The sequence below is a fragment of the Allomuricauda sp. CP2A genome (assembly GCF_001683915.1).
Classification (GTDB): domain Bacteria; phylum Bacteroidota; class Bacteroidia; order Flavobacteriales; family Flavobacteriaceae; genus Flagellimonas.
In genome coordinates, this window is the sequence record NZ_LXTT01000071.1 from 21,449 (window position 1) to 34,963 (window position 13,515).

Sequence of the window (13,515 nt, forward strand, 5' to 3'; positions counted from 1 at the left end):
AAAATGGGCACAGACAAACAAATGAAAAAGGGTGATCAACAACAAACATTGGATGTCTCAACCTTTTTGAGAATCCGAAAGTGGTATTTGTTGGCACTTTCTGCGATTGCGGTTACCATCATAGTTGCCCAAATCCTGATACAACAGCACCTCAACTCCCAATTGGATGACTCCCGTGTGATCAATGTGGCGGGCAGACAGCGTGCCTACAGCCAAAAATTGGTCAAGGAGGCTTTGCTGCTCAACCAGGAAAATCTAGGGGAAGGTGAGCAACAAGAACTTTTGGAAAAGCTGAAAAGCACTCTTTACATCTGGAAGATATCCCATGAAGGGCTTCAAAAAGGGAACGATAGTATTGGACTCCCCAAAGAGGATAATGTATCCATCTTAAAACATTTTGAAGAACTTTCCCCTCATCACAATGCCATGGTCGGTGCAGTGGAGACCATGCTGTTGCAGAAAGATACCTCAGGACAGGCATTGGCTATTTTATTGGCCAATGAAGAGCGCTTTCTGGAAAAAATGGACACCATTGTCAACGAATACGATGCCATCAGTAAAGAACGTCTACAAAAACTGAAAATTAAGGAATATCTGTTGCTGGCATTTTCTTTGTTGATTTTGATTCTGGAGGTCCTTTTTATCTTCAGGCCGTTGTCCATACAGATCAAGGAAACCATACGGAACCTGGTCAAAAGCCAGTTGCAATCGGAACAGGACGCCCAGGAAATCAAAAAAATATTCGAGGAAAAGGAAAAATCGCTCCAAGAGCTGAAGGAATTGAATTTTGTGATTGACAATGCTGCACTCTTTGCCAGTGCCCGCAGTGATGGAACCGTTGTTTTTATCAGCAAAAAATTCTTGACCCTTTTGGAAGCATCCAACATCCCCCCCAACACACATCTTTCCGAAATATTGACCACCGACGAAGGGCAACGGCAATATCTTGGGGAAGTTTTGACCAAACCCCGAAAGAGCATCAGAACTGAGGAAATTGAAATAAAGACAAAAGCAGGCAACAAATTATGGTTGGACATGTCCATTATCCCCATGCACCAAACAAGTTTAAGGCAAAGCGTGTTATTGCTGTGCTCCGACATCACGGAACGTAAAAGCAACCAAGAAAAGGTGGAACAACTTACCCTTCAGAACTATGAGGACCGTATGCGCCAAAAGCAACTACAGGCCAGTCTCATTGTAGAAGGACAGGAAGAGGAGCGGAAACGTATAGCCAAGGACATCCACGATGGTATTGGACAAATGCTCACCGCATTGCGTTTCAATATTGAATCCATCAATCTGGAACAAAAGGAACGCACCAAGGAGAAAATAGCCTACCTGAAGGAACTCACTTCAGATTTGATCAAAGGGGTGCGTACCGCTACCTTTAATCTTACCCCACCCGAGCTTGGGGATCATGGTATTTTTCCGGCGTTACAAAAAATGACATCGGAATTGAGTAAATTAACGGGTAAAAATATTCTGTTCGAGAACAAGGCCGAAGAGAACATCCGTTTTGATTCACTGGCGGAAACCAATATTTACAGGGTGACCCAAGAAGCCGTGAACAATGCCATTAAATATGCGGATGCGAATTATATTTTGGTGACCATCAACCATACAAACAATTTATTGAGTGTGGTCATTGATGATGATGGAAAAGGTTTTGACTCCTCCATTATTGACAGTCCACCAAAAAACAGTAGTGATGGCGGAATGGGCGTGTTTTTTATGAAGGAGCGCATAAGTTACATCAACGGTAGATTGTTCATCAACTCCAACCCTGGTGAAGGAACCCGGGTCTCCATCAATTACAATTTGGACAATATCGAAAAAACAAAAAAAGAAGAGCATGAAAATCAGGATTAAAGGAAATTCAATACGATATAGATTGACCAAGACCGAGGTAGAGACCTTTTGTGAAACAGGATTGTACAAAGAGACTACCCATTTTGGCAATAGCGTGTTTGCCTATGCCTTAAAAGCCAAAAAAGGGATTGATACTTTGGAGGCTTCTTTTGAGGAAAATACCATAACCCTGTACCTAACCGATGAGGAACGGTCTGGATGGGCCACATCGAACAGGGTTGGCTTTAGCGGCACCATAGATTTGCCAAATGGAGAGCAGCTTTCATTGCTATTGGAAAAGGATTTTGCCTGTCTGGACAATACAACCGAGGACCAATCGGACAACTACCCCAATCCAAAAAGTGGCACCAACGCATGCTAATCCCTTCAGTTTAAAAAGTACCATCCAACCATCAAGAATTTCAAAAGAAAAGATTGCATATTGGGAACTTGGATTACAATGGAAAAAACTCCTCAATATCCTGCTTTCCATCAATCAAATCCAATATCGTAGTGTTTTCAAGAACATTGATGAACTTGGACTTATTGGCCCCCACCAGTTTATGGAGCACACAGGGGTTGTTCATATCACAATCTCTGATACCCATAACGCAGGAGTGCACGCGCTTTTCCCCATCGATCACCCTTACAATATCCATTAAGGTACGCTTTCGGTCATCCTCACTCAAATAGAAACCACCTTTTGGTCCCCGGGCTGACGAAATAATACCATGCCGGGACAGTTCTTGCAATAATTTGGCCAAGTACGCTTCCGACACATGCACCACTTCAAAAATATCCCTGACCATGATTTTATGGTCTTCATTGGAGTTCAAAGCTAAGTAGAGTACTCCCTTTATGGCATATTTGGATGAGTTGGAAAGCATTTCTTATAAATGATGTTCAACAAAGATTAAAAGACATTTTTATCCTTTTTATGATTTATATCATGTTATAGGTCTGTACGGCTATATACTTTTGATTCGAAATTTTAACCATTTAGCCCATGAAAGCAATAGTAAAAAGTATAACGCTACTCTTCGCCCTCATCATGATCAGTTGTGGTGGAAAGAAAGAAGAGAAAAAAGATGACGGATTTAGCGTACAACGCAAAAAGGCTCAAACAGAACAGCCGGCCGAAACCAGCTCCACTGATGAGGTTAAGCCTTCCGAGCGTGTGGACATGACCACAAAGGGAGTTGGTCCCGTTACATCTGTTGAATTATCTCCAGAAATAGACCAAGCTATGGCGGAAAACGGCAAAAAGGTGTACGACCAAATGTGCCTGGCCTGCCACAGAATCGGTAAAAAATTCATTGGCCCACCACCCAATGGAATTTTGGAAAGAAGAACCCCGGAATGGGTCATGAACATGATTTTGAACCCTCAGGAAATGGTACAACAAGACCCTTTGGCAAAAGACCTACTCCAAGAGTTCAACGGATCTCCCATGGCCAACCAAGGATTGACTGAGGAACAGGCCAGAGCCATTCTTGAATATTTCAGAACCTTAAAATAAACGTTATGACATCAACCTTAAAACTTAGTTTAATGGGGCTATTTGCACTGCTGACGATTATGGGCAGCTGTAAAAACGGACCCCAAAACGAAACAAAAGATTCAGGCCAAGGCGAATCAACAGTTGCTTCGGGCTACGATAAGGGGCAAGCCTTTATAGAGGATGATGAATCCACTCCCAATGTACTGCAAATAGCATTGGAATCTCCTGACCATACCACACTTGTTGCTGCCGTACAGGCGGCAAAATTGGAAAATGTATTGGTAAACGCCGGGCCTTTAATGGTATTTGCCCCCACCAATGCTGCTTTTGATGCATTGCCCGAGGGTACCGTGGAAGACCTATTAAAGCCAGAAAACAAAGATGCCCTGGCCAATATCCTTAAATACCATGTAACCCCGGGGAACTACTCAAAGGACTTTTTGATGAATTTCAAAAAATTGGGGCAGGCCAATGATCAAAATGTAGCCGTTGAAGTAAAGGACAATGAAGTCTATATAGGCGGAGCCAAAATAGTTGCCAGTATATCGGCAGGAAATGGAATCGTCCACGTAGTGGACAAGGTAATCCTACCCCCTACCCAATAATAAATCAAAACAAAAAATCCTAATACAATGAAAATTTATAACCGATTAATAATGACCCTGGGAACAGCCTTATTGCTGGTCTCCTGTGGCCAACAAAACAAAAGTTCGAACGGGGCACTCTCATCGAGTGCTGCCGAAAAAGTATACGTAGCTCCGGGTGAGCAAGATGAATTTTACGCCTTTATGTCGGGCGGTTATAGCGGAAACCTTACCGTTTACGGGTTGCCCTCTGGAAGAATGTTCAAGGAAATTCCGGTATTCTCGCAATTCCCAACATCGGGTTATGGCTACTCCGAAGAGACCAAGCCCATGCTCAACACCTCCCACGGTTTTGTACCTTGGGATGATTCCCACCACCCGGACATTTCACAGACCAATGGTGAATTGGATGGGCGCTGGATTTTTATCAATGGGAACAATACGCCAAGGATTGCACGTATCAGTCTAAGCACTTTTGAGACCGAAGAAATCATAGAAGTGCCCAATAGTGCCGGTAACCACAGTTCGTCCTTCATTACGGAGAACACGGAATATGTAGTGGCGGGTACCCGTTTCTCTGTTCCTATCCCACAAAGGGATATGCCCATCAATGAATACAAAAGCAATTTTAAAGGATCATTGTCCTTTATCAGTGTTGATCCAGAGCATGGCCACATGGATATAAAATTCCAATTGATGATGCCCGGTTTCAACTATGACCTTTCCCATCCAGGAAGAGGAAAATCCCACGGTTGGTTCTTCTTTACCACCTATAACACAGAAGAAGCGCACACCTTGCAAGAGGTGAATGCTTCACAAAACGACAAGGACTTTATTGCAGCGGTCAACTGGAAGAAAATTGAGGAATATGTGAACAATGGTGGAGGCACCAAAATGCCTGCCAATTATGCCCATAATTTATATGATGAAAGCACTCATACAGCGACCACAACCATGAAAAAAGAGGTGTTGACGGTGGATCCCTTAAAAGTTCCCGGAGCTGTTTACTTTTTGCCCACCCCAAAATCTCCCCACGGTTGCGATGTGGATCCCTCCGGACAGTACATTATTGGTAACGGTAAATTGTCAGCAGACTTGACCGTACACTCCTTTGATAAAATGATTGCCGCCATTGAAGGCGAAAAATTTGATGGGGAAGCCTACGGTATTCCAATTCTCAAATTTGAAGATGTGTTGGCAGGTCAGGTAAAAAGTGGCGGATTGGGCCCACTCCATACCGAGTTTGATGGAGAAGGAAATGCCTACACCACTTTCTTTATCTCTTCCGAAGTGGTAAAATGGAAGTTGGGAACCTGGGAGGTCATTGACAGGAAACCGACCTACTATTCCGTAGGCCACTTGATGATTCCCGGAGGGAATTCCAGAAAACCTTTCGGCAAATATGTTGTGGCGCTAAACAAGATTACCAAGGACAGGTACTTGCCCACAGGACCTGAAATGGAGCACTCTGCCCAGATTTACGACATCTCTGGTGAAAAAATGGAGTTGATCTATGACTTCCCTACGCATGGTGAACCACACTATGCCGCAGGAATCCCAGCTGAGATTTTGGCGCCAAAATCCAAGAAAATATATAGATTGGATGAGAACAAACACCCCTATGCCGTATTATCCCCCACCGAATCCAAAGTGGTACGGGAAGGAAATGAGGTACATGTATATATGTCCACCATTAGAAGTCACTTTACTCCTGATAATATAGAGGGAATCAAAGTTGGTGATAAGGTATATTTCCACATCACCAACCACGAACAGGATTTTGATGTACCGCACGGCTTTGCCATGATCGGACAGAACACCTCGGAGCTTCTGGTTATGCCGGGACAGACCAAAACCTCGGTTTGGGAGCCCAAACAAGTTGGGGTATGGCCATTCTATTGTACGGATTTCTGTTCTGCACTGCACCAAGAAATGCAAGGATATGTCAGGGTTTCCCCCGCTAACTCCAATGTGGAGCTTAATTGGTCACTTGGTGAATAATTAAGATTGAGTCACCATTACATAAAGCGGGCTGTGTCCATGACCTGCCCGCTTTTCTTACAAATTGGAATACCATCAACCCTCCAAAAGCCACGCTCAATTTGTAACTTATAAATCATAAAAAATGAAAAAGGCTAGTATTTTAATGATTGTTGGCCCTCTCTTCTTATTGGGATTGTACATCTTTCCGCTTTGGAGCATTATGTTGGGTGCCCCGCAGTACCCGGACCCACTGGGATTGAACATCCACATAAGTGGTCTTAAGGGGGTAAGCGAGTTCGATATTCAGAACATTGATGGCCTTAACCACTATATTGGCATGCAGACACTGCCCAAGGCAAACGAAATGTGGGAATTTGGTGCTTTTCCAATTGTTATTGGGGTCATGGTGGCACTTGGGTCATTGATCGGTATTTTGGGCTATTTGAACAAACTAAGCTACAAATGGTTCTTGGGATGGTTCTTGATCATGTCCGTTCTCGGTGTATTGGGCATGTACGATTTCAATGAATGGCTGATCGACTATGGTACCAATTTGGATCCCAATGCCATTATGAAACTGACCAACACCGACGGAAGCCCAATGACCTACAAACCTCCATTGTTGGGACATGTAAAAATGCTCAATTTTGATGTAACCTCTTTACCGGCTTCGGGAGCTTGGTTAATGTTCGCTGGAATGATGCTTACGCTTCTTGCCGCATTCCTTGGGTGGAAAAACCAAAAAACAGTAAAAAGTAGATCATGAAAAAACACATAACATTGCTCTTTGTCGTGCTTATCGGGGGTATAGGATGCTCCGTGGCCCCAAAACCCATTGATTATGGCCATGTGGGCTGTCATTATTGCAGCATGACCATTGTGGACAAACAACATGCCGCACAATTGGTGACCAAAAAAGGCAAGGTCTTTAATTTTGATGCCATTGAATGTATGATGAACCAATTAAAGGATGAAGATGAATCAACCATGGCCCTTTTCTTAGTCAATGATTTTGACCAACCCGGTGAACTGGTGGATGCCAAAGAGGCTACCTATCTGATCAGTGAGAACATTCCCAGTCCCATGGGTGAATACCTAAGTGCCTTTACCAATGAAGAAGCTGCGAAGGAAACTATGACCAAGCAGGGTGGCGAACTTTATACATGGGCTGAAATTAATAAACGATTTAAACTTTGAATATGAGCACAATCGCAGATTTGGAACTGGTAAAATGCACCGGACTTTTGGCAGACAATTATGTGGGACATCTGGCCTACATTGCCAATAATGAACCCCATGTGGTACCGTCGACCTATTTTTTTGATGAGGACCAAAAATGTATTTTGTGTTTTGCATCCAACGGGCATCGAATAAACGCACTCAGAAAATGCAATAAAGTTTCTTTTCAAGTGGATAGTATCGAGTCGTTTCGTCATTGGCAATCGGTACAAGTACATGGTGTTTTTCAAGAGCTTACAGGAGATTGCGCCAAGTTATGTTTAAAGCGTTTTGCAGACGGCGTACAGCGAACCATAGATCATAAAAATGCTGAACGCCCCCATTTTTTAAGTCACTTTTCCGGAAAATTGCAAGAATCGGAAATGCCCGTGGTATATCGTATTGCAGTAACCAAAATAACAGGAAAGTCAGTAGAGAATTTTAGATAAATCAGATATAATGGAAACTGTACCTATCGGCAAAGCATATCATCGGGGTCGCCACTGTTTCGGTCTTGTTTATATTGGTAGAGTTTAGTGCACGAAGCAGAGTTATAGTATGAAATTAGATGTACAACATATAAAACGTATTCTAGGGTTTGTTTTTTTGATAGGCTTTCAAATAGGCTTGGCAAACACCTGGACCGTCTGTAGCAACTGCGAGAACAGTTCCATCAAGGAAACAATTTTACGTGCTGCTCCCCACGATACCCTATTGATTGAAAAAGGTACGTACAAAGAATTTGAGATTTTGGTGGACAAGCCCTTGGTCATCAAAGGGATTGGTTACCCCATTGTTGATGGCGAAAAAAAGGGGGAAATCTTTAGGATCACATCGGATGATGTTACGTTGGATGGACTTTTCGTCATCAATGTAGGGGTGAGCTACACCAAGGACAACGCGGCCATACGGGTGGTGCAAAGCAAAAATTTCCTCATTCAGAATATGGTATTGGAGCAATTGTTCTTTGGTATCTATTTGGAAAAATCATCACACGGCAAGGTCTACCACAATAGGATTATTGGCGAAGCTGTGGACGAATATAACTCGGGCAATGGCATTCAACTTTGGTATTCCTCGGATATAGAAGTGGCCAAAAACCATGTCCAGGGCACTCGGGATGGTATCTATCTGGAGTTTTCCGACCGAATCACCATCTCCGATAATGTGAGCATGGACAATCTCCGCTACGGACTCCATTTTATGTTTTCCAACCATGATGTGTATACCCGCAACACCTTCGAAAACAACGGTGCCGGGGTTGCCGTGATGTTCTCCAAGTTCATCACCATGAAAAACAACACTTTTCGCAAGAATTGGGGCACAGCGGCCTACGGCATGCTTTTGAAAGAAATCACTGATGCAGAAATTGTTGGGAATATTTTTGAGGAAAACACCATCGGTATTAATATTGAGGGATCTAACCGAATCAAGTATCTCAATAACGATTTTATAGGCAATGGTTGGGCCATACGAGTGGTTGGAGCCTGCTATACCAATAGTTTTAAGGGCAACAATTTTTTGTACAACTCTTTTGATATCTCCTACAACAGCAAACTGAACGATAATGTGTTCGAGGGTAACTTTTGGAGCAGCTACACGGGCTATGACCTGGACAAAGACGGTGTTGGGGATGTACCCTATCGGCCTGTCAAGTTATTTTCCTATGTGGTGAACCGCACCCCCGAGACCATTGTACTTTTACGGAGCCTGTTCATGGATATTATTGATTTTTCCGAACGGGTATCTCCCGTTTTTACGCCCGATAATTTAAAAGATGCCCAGCCCTTAATGAAAATACGACCATGACCATAGCAATAAACAACCTTCATAAACGATTTGGCAAAAACCAAGTATTGAAAGGAATAGACCTGTCCATTGACGAGGGCCGCATTTATGCCATCCTTGGACCGAACGGTTCGGGAAAAACCACTTTGATCAAGAGTATTCTGGGTATGGTAATTCCCGATAAAGGAGAAATATCCGTGTTGGAACAATCCATTAAAAAAGGGTGGAAGTACCGCAAAAAAATCGACTACCTGCCCCAGATTGCCAATTTCCCCCCAAATATCAAGGTCAAGGAATTGATCAACATGATCAAGGATCTGAGAAACGCCCCAAGTACCGAAGCAGAACTTATCCAGCTTTTTGGATTGGAACCTTTTTTGAACAAAAAACTATCCACCCTTTCCGGGGGTACCAAGCAAAAAGTGAACATTATATTAACCTTTATGTTCGATAGTCCATTGATTATTTTGGATGAGCCTACAACTGGTCTGGATCCCAGAGCATTGATTCGCTTAAAAGAATTGATTCAAAAAGAAAAAACCAATGGCAAGACCATTTTGATCACTTCGCACATCATGCAATTTGTGGAAGAAACAGCCGATGAAATCCTATACCTATTGGAAGGCGAGATTTATTTTAAGGGAAGTATCCAAAAACTTTTGGAACAGACCAAACAAACCAATTTTGAACACGCCATTGCGGCCATAACAACGGGTAGCCATGCTTAAAATATTAAAATACAGTTTTTACGATTTGATACGAAGCCGATGGAGCTACGTGTATTTTCTATTTTACCTTGCCCTTGGATTTGTGCTGTTGTTCTTGAACAACGATGTTTCCAAGGCCGTGATTACACTAATGAACGTGATCATTGTCCTGATTCCTTTGATAGGTACCATTTTCGGGGTGATGTACTACTACAATTCCCGGGAATTTACCGAGCTCCTATTGGCGCAGCCCATAAAACGTAGTTCCATTTTTATGGGACAATATTTTGGTGTGGCAGGTTCGTTGACGCTGAGTCTGGTGTTGGGCCTGGGGATTCCATTTGTGCTATATGGACTTTTGCGAAGCAATGCTATTTTTGATTTTTCCCTTTTACTGATCACCGGTGCATTTCTCACCTTTATTTTTGTGGGACTTTCTTTTGTGATTGCCATTTCCAACGAAAACAAGATAAAAGGATTTGGCTACGCAGTACTACTTTGGCTGTTCTTGGCTGTGGTTTATGATGGATTGTTTCTGATGTCGCTGATTGTTTTTGAGGAATATCCGCTGGATACCTTTTCCTTGGTGGCCACTGCGCTAAATCCAATAGATCTTTCCAGAATTTTGATACTGCTCAAGTTGGATATTTCGGCACTATTGGGGTATACCGGTGCCATTTTTAAAAAGTTTTTTGGAACCGACCTAGGTTTTCTGATTTCCATAGCAATTCTTTTATTATGGACCATTCTGCCTATCTTGGGGTTACGCTATAAAGCTGGAAAAAAGGATTTTTAAGGTTGATTGGAAACAATAAACAACTCACGGTGAAGCATCAGTCGTATCAATTGCATATCCTAATTGCCGTGATTTACTTTCTTGTGGCGGCCCTATTGGGGTTGCTGTTGCGCTCCTACCCTATTTTTGCTTTTGATTTCAACTACAGGTTTGTTGTCCATGCCCATTCTCACATAGCCCTCTTGGGTTGGGTATATGTGGCCCTAACTACGTTGTTGCATTATTGTTTTGTTGATAAGGATGCGTCCAGCAGAAGGTACAAACGTATATTTTGGTGTACGCAAGCCACCCTGGTGGGTATGTTGGTGACCTTTCCTTTTCAAGGATATGCGCTGTTTTCCATTATTTTTTCTACGCTGTTCCTAATCGTGTCGTATGTCTACTTTTACCATTTCTGGAAAAACATCAATCCAAAATACAGGCACAGCAAAGGATTGCAATGTGCAAAAGCGGCCCTGATCTATATGGTAATCTCCAGTTTGGGACCGTGGGCCTTGGGAGCGATCATGAACAGTTTAGGGGCTGAATCCATTTGGTACCGGTTGGCGATATATTTTTATCTCCATTTTCAATACAATGGCTGGATGATATTGGCCTTGGTAGGGCTTTTCATTTATGTTTGGGAACAGCGCGGTCTTGAAATTTCTTCAAAAACCTTCGCTCGCTTTTTTATAAGCCTAAATCTGGGGGTTGTGCTCACCTTTTTCCTCTCCACGCTTTGGACAAAACCTTCGTTCTGGTTCTATCTGTTGGCAGGTCTGGGAGCTTTGGCACAGCTTTATGCCTTTGCAGTATTATGGGGCATGTTAAAGCGTAACATCGATAAATTATCTTTGTCAAAAGTGCAGTTTTTACTGTTCAGAACAGTACTGGTTTTGATATGGATCAAAATAGTATTGCAACTTTTGACCGCTCTCCCCTATTTTGCCAACATGGCGGCCAACTATCTTGATCTGACCATTGGTTATCTGCATTTGACCTTTCTGGGCATCATCAGTATTGGCCTGTTCCTATTCATGGATTATTTTAGCTTGTTTCGAATATCGAAGAAATCTTACTTATGGTATTTTTTGGGGTTCCTTCTCACCGAAACTCTCATTTTTTATAGGGGTATGGCTGCGTGGCTGCAGTGGAACATCTTCAATGGGCATTTAGAAATCTTGGTGCTGCTCACTCTTTTAATTCCTTTGGGGATTGCAATGATGCTCATAGAAAACCGAGCCCCCAATTAAGTTTTTTGTATGAACCTATATGACCTCCCCTACAATGGCGTATATTTGATTTCTTTCAGAGAAATCTTTTCAAAAATAATAAAGGACAATTTTGTCCGAATTAAATTTAATGGTATCTTTGTACCTGTAAAAGTTCCCTATGATGTTTTCAAAAGCCTGTGAATATGGCATTCGGGCAGCGGTTTATATTGCGCTGCAATCCTTGGATGGAAGACGTGTCAGTGTCAATGAAATTGCCGAGGAAATAGATTCACCCATAGCTTTCACAGCCAAGATTTTGCAACAACTCTCAAGGAACAACATCATCCACTCCGTTAAAGGGCCCACTGGTGGGTTTGAAATTGCTCGGGAAGATATGGATGCGGTAAAATTGAACATGATAGTCAAAGCCATTGATGGTGACAAGATTTATGTGGGCTGTGGTCTGGGACTCAAAGAATGTAATGCCCAAAAACCCTGCCCCCTGCACGACAAATTCGTTGATATCCGTACCGATTTGAGCAAAATGCTAAAAAGTACCAGTTTATTTGAACTGGCCACGGGATTGGAGGTTGGGTTGACCTATTTGAAACGATAAAAAAAATTTGAATAAATAAAGGACATTTTTGTCCGATTAATGAAAATATATTTAAAATCATTTATTATGAACGATACCTTGGATAAAACAATAGGGCAAATGGTAGCAGAGGATTACCGGACTGCCCAGATTTTCAAAAATCACAAAATAGATTTCTGCTGTAAAGGCAACCGCACGCTCCAAGAGGTTGCAGAGAAAAAAGGGCTCGATTTGGACAGCCTGGTTCAAGAACTTGATACGGTACAAAATCAAAACCAAAGTGACCAGCCCGATTTTAAAACCTGGCCTTTAGATCTTTTGGCCGACTATATTGAAAAGAAGCACCATCGTTATGTGGAGCAACAAATTCCAATTCTAAAACAATACCTAACTAAACTTTGTAAGGTACACGGAGCACGTCATCCTGAACTGCTCGACATTTTTGAACATTTCAATGCATCCGCGGGTGAACTGGCCATGCATATGAAAAAAGAAGAACTGGTACTTTTTCCGTGGATACGTAAAATGGTGAGTAATCCCACAAATGAACAGCCGCATTTTGGAACCGTTAAAAACCCTATCAAAATGATGATGGAAGAGCATGATAATGAAGGGGAGCGTTTCCGAAGAATAGCTGAATTGAGCAATGATTATACCCCTCCGGCAGATGCATGTAACACCTATCGGGTAGCTTTCTCGCTTTTACAGGAATTTGAGGAAGACCTTCACCGTCACATCCATTTGGAGAACAACATCCTCTTCCCCAAGGCTGAAATTTTGGAAAACAACGTATGAAGCAACTGATTTGAATATGGGAGGCACACCCATTAAATGACATAGTGCCCATTTAGAAAGTATATCGTAAACATCATAAAAAACAACAATGGAAAATTCAACAACACTTCCAATGACCCATACTGGAACCGAACACAAAGCAAATGGGTTAAAAAACATTTACGGACAAACGTTAAATGAGTTCAAAAAAAGGCAACTGGGCTATTCTACCATTGCCATCATAGGCCAAAGCTGCCTTGGTTCAGCAGCAGCCATGGTACTTTTGATGGGAGAAATGGATATGATCTTAAAAATGACACTCCTCTTTTTCGTTACCATCTTCTGCATGGCGTTCAATGGAGCCGTATTGGCACAATTAAAACCATTGACCACGTTTAATCTTCTGATCTTAAGTGTTGTTTTCAGTACTTTGGTCATTATTGCCCATATGTTTTAATCCATTTTGATTGGTGAAAAGGCAGCTGAAATCAAGTTCAGGGTAGAAAAAATGGCTGGGATGTTTCAATT

Annotated in this window: 16 protein-coding genes; 15 read left to right on the top strand and 1 reads right to left on the bottom strand. The window is 42.3% G+C overall.

The genetic code is table 11. The features are described from left to right. The first annotated feature begins 3 nt into the window (after positions 1 to 3). Together A7D14_RS08670 and A7D14_RS08675 are read left to right on the top strand one after the other, a co-directional pair. A complete protein-coding gene (locus tag A7D14_RS08670) occupies positions 4 to 1,869 on the top strand; it encodes a type IV pili methyl-accepting chemotaxis transducer N-terminal domain-containing protein (RefSeq protein ID WP_083158040.1) in 1,866 nt (621 codons plus the stop codon). Next, positions 1,853 to 2,230: a DUF7009 family protein gene (locus tag A7D14_RS08675; RefSeq protein ID WP_067032878.1), complete on the top strand. Its 378-nt coding sequence runs from the start codon at positions 1,853 to 1,855 to the stop codon at positions 2,228 to 2,230. Before A7D14_RS08670 ends, A7D14_RS08675 begins: the two co-directional genes overlap by 17 nt. A gap of 73 nt (positions 2,231 to 2,303) precedes the next feature. Here the strand turns inward: A7D14_RS08675 and A7D14_RS08680 are convergent, their stop codons facing one another. Continuing rightward, entirely contained in the window at positions 2,304 to 2,735 is a 432-nt protein-coding gene (locus tag A7D14_RS08680) for an RrF2 family transcriptional regulator (RefSeq protein ID WP_067032881.1), read from the bottom strand. Positions 2,736 to 2,854: 119 nt separating this feature from the next. Between A7D14_RS08680 and A7D14_RS08685 the strand changes: the two genes are divergently transcribed. From A7D14_RS08685 to A7D14_RS08745, 13 genes are all read left to right on the top strand, one after another. Continuing rightward, positions 2,855 to 3,367, top strand: a complete 513-nt coding sequence (locus tag A7D14_RS08685; protein ID WP_067032884.1) for a c-type cytochrome — start codon at positions 2,855 to 2,857, stop codon at positions 3,365 to 3,367. Between the two features lie 5 nt (positions 3,368 to 3,372). Next, entirely contained in the window at positions 3,373 to 3,954 is a 582-nt protein-coding gene (locus A7D14_RS08690) for a fasciclin domain-containing protein (RefSeq protein WP_067032887.1), read from the top strand. 27 nt (positions 3,955 to 3,981) lie between these two features. After that, positions 3,982 to 5,934 carry a Sec-dependent nitrous-oxide reductase gene (nosZ, locus tag A7D14_RS08695; RefSeq protein ID WP_067032890.1) on the top strand — a complete coding sequence of 651 codons (1,953 nt, stop codon included), beginning with the start codon at positions 3,982 to 3,984 and terminating at the stop codon, positions 5,932 to 5,934. 124 nt (positions 5,935 to 6,058) lie between these two features. After that, positions 6,059 to 6,682, top strand: a complete 624-nt coding sequence (locus A7D14_RS08700) for a hypothetical protein (protein WP_067032893.1) — start codon at positions 6,059 to 6,061, stop codon at positions 6,680 to 6,682. After that, positions 6,679 to 7,113 (top strand): nitrous oxide reductase accessory protein NosL, encoded by a 435-nt coding sequence (locus A7D14_RS08705; RefSeq protein ID WP_067032896.1) that lies wholly within the window; start codon positions 6,679 to 6,681, stop codon positions 7,111 to 7,113. Before A7D14_RS08700 ends, A7D14_RS08705 begins: the two co-directional genes overlap by 4 nt. 2 nt (positions 7,114 to 7,115) lie before the next feature. Next, entirely contained in the window at positions 7,116 to 7,583 is a 468-nt protein-coding gene (locus A7D14_RS08710) for a pyridoxamine 5'-phosphate oxidase family protein (RefSeq protein WP_067032898.1), read from the top strand. 109 nt (positions 7,584 to 7,692) lie between these two features. Further along, positions 7,693 to 8,943 carry a nitrous oxide reductase family maturation protein NosD gene (locus A7D14_RS08715; RefSeq protein WP_067032900.1) on the top strand — a complete coding sequence of 417 codons (1,251 nt, stop codon included), beginning with the start codon at positions 7,693 to 7,695 and terminating at the stop codon, positions 8,941 to 8,943. Beyond that, positions 8,940 to 9,650, top strand: coding sequence for an ABC transporter ATP-binding protein (locus tag A7D14_RS08720; RefSeq protein WP_067032902.1), 711 nt, complete (start codon positions 8,940 to 8,942; stop codon positions 9,648 to 9,650). The genes A7D14_RS08715 and A7D14_RS08720 overlap by 4 nt, the downstream gene beginning before the upstream one ends. Beyond that, positions 9,643 to 10,425, top strand: coding sequence for an ABC transporter permease (locus tag A7D14_RS08725; RefSeq protein ID WP_067032904.1), 783 nt, complete (start codon positions 9,643 to 9,645; stop codon positions 10,423 to 10,425). The genes A7D14_RS08720 and A7D14_RS08725 overlap by 8 nt, the downstream gene beginning before the upstream one ends. 29 nt (positions 10,426 to 10,454) lie before the next feature. After that, positions 10,455 to 11,657: a hypothetical protein gene (locus A7D14_RS08730; RefSeq protein ID WP_067032940.1), complete on the top strand. Its 1,203-nt coding sequence runs from the start codon at positions 10,455 to 10,457 to the stop codon at positions 11,655 to 11,657. 142 nt (positions 11,658 to 11,799) lie between these two features. Next, on the top strand, positions 11,800 to 12,234 hold the full coding sequence (locus tag A7D14_RS08735) for an RrF2 family transcriptional regulator (protein WP_067032906.1): 435 nt from the start codon (positions 11,800 to 11,802) through the stop codon (positions 12,232 to 12,234). Between the two features lie 66 nt (positions 12,235 to 12,300). Continuing rightward, positions 12,301 to 13,008, top strand: a complete 708-nt coding sequence (gene ric, locus A7D14_RS08740; RefSeq protein ID WP_067032942.1) for an iron-sulfur cluster repair di-iron protein — start codon at positions 12,301 to 12,303, stop codon at positions 13,006 to 13,008. Between the two features lie 88 nt (positions 13,009 to 13,096). Continuing rightward, positions 13,097 to 13,444, top strand: coding sequence for a hypothetical protein (locus tag A7D14_RS08745; protein WP_083158036.1), 348 nt, complete (start codon positions 13,097 to 13,099; stop codon positions 13,442 to 13,444). The last annotated feature ends 71 nt before the right edge of the window (positions 13,445 to 13,515 follow it).